Genomic DNA, 5607 nt, shown 5'->3' on the forward strand with positions numbered 1-5607 from the left:
GGTGGCGGGTTCAGTATCAGCGAGGCCGGCGGCAGCGCGAGCTTCAGCGCGCAGACGCAGGACGTGGCGAATCTGAGTCGCGACACGACGAACACCAACGGCACGGTATCGAATACGCCCGATGTGAACACCCTGCTCAACCAGCAGGCGGACACGATACAGGCGGCGCAGGCAGCGGGCCAGGTCGTGGCGCAGGGTATTGGCATGTATGCCACTGAAAAGCAGGACGTGGCCCAGGGTGCGGCTGATGCAGCAACGAAGGCGGGAGATACGGCGTTAGCCACACAGTATCAGGCGGAAGCCGACTCGTGGGCTGAAGGGGGGGACAACCGCGCCCTGCTGCACGCTGCGGGCGGCGCGCTCATCGGTGGCCTCGGAGGTGGTAGCGTCTTTACGGCAGTGGGCGGCGGACTCGCTGCGGGTTTGACCTCTAAGTACGCGCCCGAACTGGCAAGCTTGGCGAATAATGTTACGTCCGAGACCGGATCGACCCTACTCGGCAATCTGGCTGGGAATGTGGCGGCGGGCGTTGGTGGCGCGCTGGTGGGCGGCACCGCAGGCGCATCTACAGCATCGAATGTATACCTCTACAATCAGCAGGTACATTGGGGGCACGGAGATCGTCACGTTTCCGATCCTGTCGCTGCTCGCGCCGAGATTTTGGGAAGTCTGCCACCTTTGAATATTATAGGTGGGCCGTTTTGGGGGCAAACCCAAAACTATCTTTATAGAGCGTATCCGTTGCCCAACGGCGACGTGAACATCGGCACGTACTTTTACAAGTAAAGAGATTTTAAATTGGACAAAAATTTTAGACCTCTTACCTCACTGGAGAAAAGTATTGTGATGAAGCTAATTTCAGTGCTAGAAAAGAATGAAAATTTAATAAGGCAAATTGAATCTGCCTACGTGAGGCGCATTGATGAATATGGCTCCCTTGAATTTTATATTTCCGAAGCAGTTCCGTATGCTGATGTTAGCGGTCCATTAGTGACTGGACAGCAAGAAGACATCGACGCTACTGCGATCTCGAACCCATATATTAATTTCATTCTCCTTCTAAAGGCGGGCCTCATAGCGGAACTTGATATTTACAAGGATGATGGGACAAAAGCTACGGCAACATACGATCCAGAAAAATTCCTTCTTAGTTGGGGGCAGGCTCGGTGAGCGGCACCGGTAGTATCGCGCCGATGATGTCGCAGGACGCCAACGGGGACCAGAGTGCGACGACACGTAGCGTGATCAGCGCGGGCGCGATCAACGTCACGAATCACGGCGCGCAGACGCAGGACGTGGCGAATCTGAGTCGCGACACGACCAACACCAACGGCACGGTTGCGAATACGCCCGACGTGAACACCCTGCTCAACCAGCAGGCCGACACGATGCAGGCGGCGCAGGCAGCGGGTCAGGTCGTCGCGCAGGGTATCGGCGCGTATGCGGACTACAAGCGCGATACGGCGACGGATGCGACGACGGCGGCGGCGTGGGATGAAGGTGGCAACAGCCGCGCGCTGGCTCAGGCCGCGGGCGGTGCGCTGATTGGTGGCCTGGGTGGCGGGAGCGCATTCAGCACGATTGGCGGTGCTGCGGGTGCAGGCTTTGCGTCGAAGGCTGCGCCGGGGCTGGCGGATATCGCGAACGGTGTAAGCTCGGCGACGGGCTCGGAACTGATCGGCGACCTCGCGGGCAATATTGCTGCGGGTCTGGGTGGGGCCATCATTGGAGGAACGGCAGGCGCGGCGACGGGTTCGGCTGTGCAACTCTACAACCAGAGCCTGGACAACAAAAAGAGCCTGTTGTCGAAGGTCTGTAACGCTTCGGGGCCGTGCGATCCATCCCTCGCGATGGCAGCCGTTAATGCCGAGGGAGCGAATGCGCAGGTCGCATCGGACAACATGAAAACTGAAGCCTTGTATGGAGTTCCTGCGGTTGCCGTAGCTGCGCTTGGCCCGGAAGCTGTGGTGGCCGCTAGTTGGGGTTTTGTGACCGATTTCGGCGGGGCCACCTACAACTACTTGAGCGGACAATCAAAGGATGCGCCTAGCTTTACAAACTCATATATCGCAGGAATCGTCGCGGGATTAGCTACACCGCTTGCGGTAGGTGATGCCGCAATTGCACAAATGGGTACGGTCGGGAAAATTGCCGCAAATGGCTATAACGCTGTCGTGAGTGGTGTCGGTTCGTTCGGCACTGCGGGAATGACGGGCAGTAACCCAGATGGTGCGGCAGCCGGTGCAACACTTGCATCAGCTCTAGGTTCTGGCGCAAAAGCTGCCCTTCCAGGGGCAATGGGAAACTACCTGAATCAGATGATACAAGGTGCAGCTGGACCAGTTCAGACAGCAATTCAGAACAGGATATCTAAGCAATGAACAGCGAGCAGCGAACAAAAATAATACGTCGTTACGCAATTGCGTACTTTTCCTTACTCGGAATCTTTGGTGCCTTCGCCATTGTGTCTATAGCACAAGGTGCAGGGTGGCGTCCCGCGATGGCAGGAATGCCGCTGTATGTAATTCTGTTTGGCGGAATTACGTTTCAGTTGGTTAGAGAGTTGCTGGCGTTAAGAAGCCGTGACAACTACAAGGCAAAGGACGATGGTGATAAGGAAGACGAAAGATAGCGGGGTGTGGTTCCATGAAAGCATTCGATCTAGCCTGTGGGCCGTGGACACTCATTGAGGACGGCATCGAGCGTTACATCGTTCTCAATGGGTGCAAGCCCCTAGCGCTGGTCCTGCACCCGTCCCAGGCAGTTGACCTTTGCCTGAAGGACATGGGCAAACCCGACTTACTCGATGGTGTATCCATCATCGTCAGTCGCCTGATCGGCCCCGGCTCGGTGAGCGGCACCGGTAGTATCGCGCCGATGATGTCGCAGGACGCCAATGGGGACCAGAGCGCGACAACGCGCAGCGCAATCAGTGCGGGCACGATCAACGTCACGAATCCCGGTGCGCAGACGCAGGACGTGGCGAACCTGAGCCGCGACACGACGAACACCAACGGCACGGTTGCGAATACGCCCGATGTGAACACCCTGCTCAACCAGCAGGCGGATACGACGCAGGCGGCACAGGCAGCGGGTCAGGTCGTCGCGCAGGGTATCGGACAGTATGCGGACAGCAAGCGTGATGCGGCGGTCACCCAGGCCAAGGTGGATGCGACCAATGGCGACACGGTTGCCGTGGCGGCGGATGCAGCCCAGGCCAATCAGTGGATGGAAGGTGGTGATTCGCGCGCGGAACTGCAGGCGGTAGGCAGTGCACTCATTGGCGGCCTCGGAGGCGGTAGCATGTTCTCAGCGGCAGGCGGTGCGCTGGGTGCGGGGCTAGTGTCGAAGCTGGCCGACCAGACGAAGGCGGCTGGCAATTCGGTCACTGATGCAACAAGTTCATCGTTGCTTGGTAACCTCGCCGGGAATGTCCTGTCAGGATTGGGCGGTGCGCTGATTGGGGGCACGGCGGGAGCCGCAACGGCCTCGAACGTCGATCTCTACAACCAGCACAACGACAAGGGTAATGAGCAGGCGAAAAGCGATCTGGCGGCCGCTCAGAACCAGGCTAGCTTTGTTCAGTATGCGAAAGAATTTGGCCAAGCCACGCTTAACCTTGTGCCAGGCAAACAATTGGCCGACCAGGCGCAGACAGCATTTGCGAACGGTAATTACGGCGCTGCGGCGGCGCTGGCAGTTGGCTCTCTCGTTGACGCGGGCGTCGGTATACTCACAGCAGGGGAAAGTAGCCTTGCCGAACAAGCTGCACAAAGCTCACTTCAAGCTGCACGCCTCAGCATGCAACTTTCCGCTGAGGAGGCAGCAGGAGCTACGGCGCCCACGGCGATTACTAGCTATTCCAATCATGCTCTTGAGCAAATCGCAGGTCGGAATGGAGGCATTGGCGTTAATCAGGCTGCCGTCAATGATGCATTTTCCAATCCTACTAACATTCAATATGTGCCTAGCGCGTATGGACCGACGTTCAAATACATAGGCCAAAATGCAACGGTCGTTGTGAACGAACAAGGGAACGTTGTCACTACGTGGGGCACAAGTGCCGCTGGAGTTAAAAAATGAAAATCACTCTTACGACTCGCCAAAAGAATATTCTTGGTGTGCTACGTACCAAGGACTCGGGGAAAAATTCCGATATTTTTGAAAACCTTGAGAACGGTTATATAGACCCGAAGGACATTGAATGGGTTTGCGGGATCATCAATGACGAGTTCATGATGAAAGGTATTCAACTGAATTTCGAACCCAATGATTACGGCCGGGAGTTGGAGAATTTGCTTGACGTGATTAATCGGCCACGCTTGGGTTAGTTCTCGCTTTCGGACAAGTACAGCATCATTTTCTAGGAATGTGATGCAGCGGTTACTGTCTGCTGCTGCACCTCACACCGTCCAAACAAACTATGATATCCAAAATGAGAAATTACTTCGGATTTTTATGATGAATGTGGAACTTAACGGCAAACAAAAGGACGTTTGCTCCCGATTCGGTGCGTCTTACGCCGGATGCAACTTGAATCTCAAAATTGGTATATCGAGAAGCGTTAAAATTTGCAGACTTTATTTGGCACGCAAAATCAGGTTACCTTCGAGAGGGTGGAATCAATAAATGAGCGAATCAAAATCAAGTACTTTTATTCCTGATGACAGGTTTTTTGCGGCGCAGGTTGCATTTTACATATTCGCGACATTTCAGATAATTGCAGCGATCATTCTGGTCGCGAATTTTTCCTCTATTCCGCTTGCCTCCCAGGCTACGACGCTGCAACGCCTTTTCGTAACGCTTAATGGTGTAGTGACGGACTTGGCTTTTTCTGTCGCCTACTTCCTGTTAGGCGTGAACTTGTCAACTTACACAAAATTCGTTTGGCGCATGGCAATGGCGATGTTTCTGACGAACCTTTCCATGAATGTTCTGACATTGATTATTCGACCTAGCTTCTTTCCGAGCCTCTCAATCTGTATCGGCATAGCTGGATTGGTTTCTCTATGGAGAGGACGTGACGTCTTAAAAGGACAATCTTAAAGATGGTGTTTGAACGGCGCTCACCTCTATATATCATAAGCAATCCAAATTTATCAAAAATCACACCCTGTAATTATTCTGCACTATTTTTCATCAACATGAAAACCTCAAAGAGGCTGATGGCGGCGCTGCCGCTCACAGCCCTGGTTACACTCGCCTCCCACGCGCAAGAGACCCCGCCCGATGTTGCCGCTGCCGCCCGCGCAAACGCGCTGCAAAACCAGCAGCTCCAGCAGCAACGCGACGCGCAGCAGCGCGCGGCCACCGTCGCCGCGCCCGCTGTCCTCTCGGCAGCGCCGGCAGCAGGCGCATGGCCGGTCCTGCCCGCCGAAACTCCGTGCTTTCGCATCGACACATTCGCGGTCGAGGTGCCCGATACACTGCCCGAGGCACAGCGCGCCAGGGGCGCTTCGGCATTGCCGATGGACCGGTTCGCATTCCTGCACGACTGGTTGCAGCACTACCGGGGTCAATGCATCGGCAGGCAGGGCCTCGACGTACTCACTAAAGGTCTGCAGCGCGAAATCCTGAGCCGGGGCTACGTCACCACGCGCGTCCTGC

Annotated in this window: 8 protein-coding genes; all 8 read left to right on the forward strand. The window is 55.6% G+C overall.

What is annotated here, in order from left to right; genetic code table 11:
* Positions 1-786 (forward strand): hypothetical protein (locus V8683_RS30995; protein ID WP_462880736.1); only part of this gene is annotated, 786 nt, incomplete at its 5' end.
* Positions 787-798: 12 nt separating this feature from the next.
* Positions 799-1170, forward strand: coding sequence for a DUF6984 family protein (locus V8683_RS31000; protein ID WP_411193127.1), 372 nt, complete (start codon positions 799-801; stop codon positions 1168-1170).
* Entirely contained in the window at positions 1167-2381 is a 1215-nt protein-coding gene (locus V8683_RS31005) for a hypothetical protein (RefSeq protein WP_462848400.1), read from the forward strand. Before V8683_RS31000 ends, V8683_RS31005 begins: the two co-directional genes overlap by 4 nt.
* Positions 2378-2632: a hypothetical protein gene (locus V8683_RS31010; protein WP_411193128.1), complete on the forward strand. Its 255-nt coding sequence runs from the start codon at positions 2378-2380 to the stop codon at positions 2630-2632. The genes V8683_RS31005 and V8683_RS31010 overlap by 4 nt, the downstream gene beginning before the upstream one ends.
* A gap of 14 nt (positions 2633-2646) precedes the next feature.
* Entirely contained in the window at positions 2647-4083 is a 1437-nt protein-coding gene (locus V8683_RS31015; RefSeq protein ID WP_411193129.1) for a hypothetical protein, read from the forward strand.
* Positions 4080-4331 carry a hypothetical protein gene (locus V8683_RS31020; protein ID WP_411193130.1) on the forward strand — a complete coding sequence of 84 codons (252 nt, stop codon included), beginning with the start codon at positions 4080-4082 and terminating at the stop codon, positions 4329-4331. Before V8683_RS31015 ends, V8683_RS31020 begins: the two co-directional genes overlap by 4 nt.
* Before the next feature lie 298 nt (positions 4332-4629).
* Entirely contained in the window at positions 4630-5046 is a 417-nt protein-coding gene (locus V8683_RS31025; RefSeq protein WP_411193131.1) for a hypothetical protein, read from the forward strand.
* Between the two features lie 98 nt (positions 5047-5144).
* A partial coding sequence (locus V8683_RS31030) for a POTRA domain-containing protein (protein ID WP_462880737.1) occupies positions 5145-5607 on the forward strand: 463 nt, incomplete at its 3' end.

The organism is Paraburkholderia sp. AV2 (assembly GCF_054968425.1).

Coding starts and splice junctions, on each gene's coding strand:
- V8683_RS31010 (WP_411193128.1), top strand. CDS start 2,378: ATGAACAGCGAGCAGCGAACAAAAATAATACGTCGTTACGCAATTGCG.
- V8683_RS31015 (WP_411193129.1), top strand. CDS start 2,647: ATGAAAGCATTCGATCTAGCCTGTGGGCCGTGGACACTCATTGAGGAC.
- V8683_RS31020 (WP_411193130.1), top strand. CDS start 4,080: ATGAAAATCACTCTTACGACTCGCCAAAAGAATATTCTTGGTGTGCTA.
- V8683_RS31025 (WP_411193131.1), top strand. CDS start 4,630: ATGAGCGAATCAAAATCAAGTACTTTTATTCCTGATGACAGGTTTTTT.